1 protein-coding gene is annotated in these 797 nt (G+C 71.5%); it reads left to right on the top strand.

Annotated features, from left to right (window positions below; genetic code table 11):
• Nucleotides 1-797 (top strand): glutamate-5-semialdehyde dehydrogenase (locus tag AC5RUJ_RS17530; protein WP_494156413.1); only part of this gene is annotated, 797 nt, incomplete at both ends.

Below are 797 nucleotides of genomic sequence, written 5' to 3'. Positions count from 1 at the left end.
CGCATGGCCCGCGCCAATCGGGCCTGGAAGGACAAGGCGCTGCAGGAGATCGCCGACTCGCTGATCGCCCGGCGCGACCTGGTGCTGCAGGCCAACCGCCAGGACCTGGACGAGGGCAAGTCGAACGGCACCAGCGCCGCACTGCTGGACCGGCTGACCCTGGACACCAAGCGCATCGACGGCCTGGCCGCTGCCCTGCAGAACCTGGCCGCGCTGCCGGACCCGGTGGGGACCGTCATGCGCGGGCAGACGTTGCCGAACGGGCTGCGGCTGCGCCAGGTCCACGTCCCCATGGGCGTGGTCGCCGCCATTTACGAGGCGCGCCCGAACGTCACCGTCGACATTGCCGGCCTGGCCCTCAAGAGCGGCAACGCCGTGATCCTGCGCGGCGGCAGCGCGGCGCGTCACACCAATGTGGCGCTGCTGGGCATCATCCGCGACGCGCTGGACCGGGTGGGCTTGCCCTCCGACGCGGTGCAGAGCGTGGACGACTACGGCCGCGACGGCGCCACCGCGCTGATGCAGGCGCGCGGCCTCGTGGACGTGCTGATTCCGCGCGGCGGCCGCGAGCTGATCCAGTCCGTGGTGAACAACGCGAAGGTGCCGGTGATCGAGACCGGTGAGGGCAACGTCCACATCTACCTGGACGAATCGGCCGGTACGGAGATGGCCGTGGACATCCTGCTCAACGCCAAGACCCAGCGGCCGTCGGTCTGCAACACGGTCGAGACCCTGCTGGTGCACCGCGACGCGGCCGCCTCGGCCGACGTGCTCGCGGCGCTGGCCGGTGCCGGCGT

It is taken from the genome of Arthrobacter sp. Y3223164, assembly GCF_059091005.1.
This window is presented reverse-complemented; position numbering and strand designations above follow the sequence as displayed.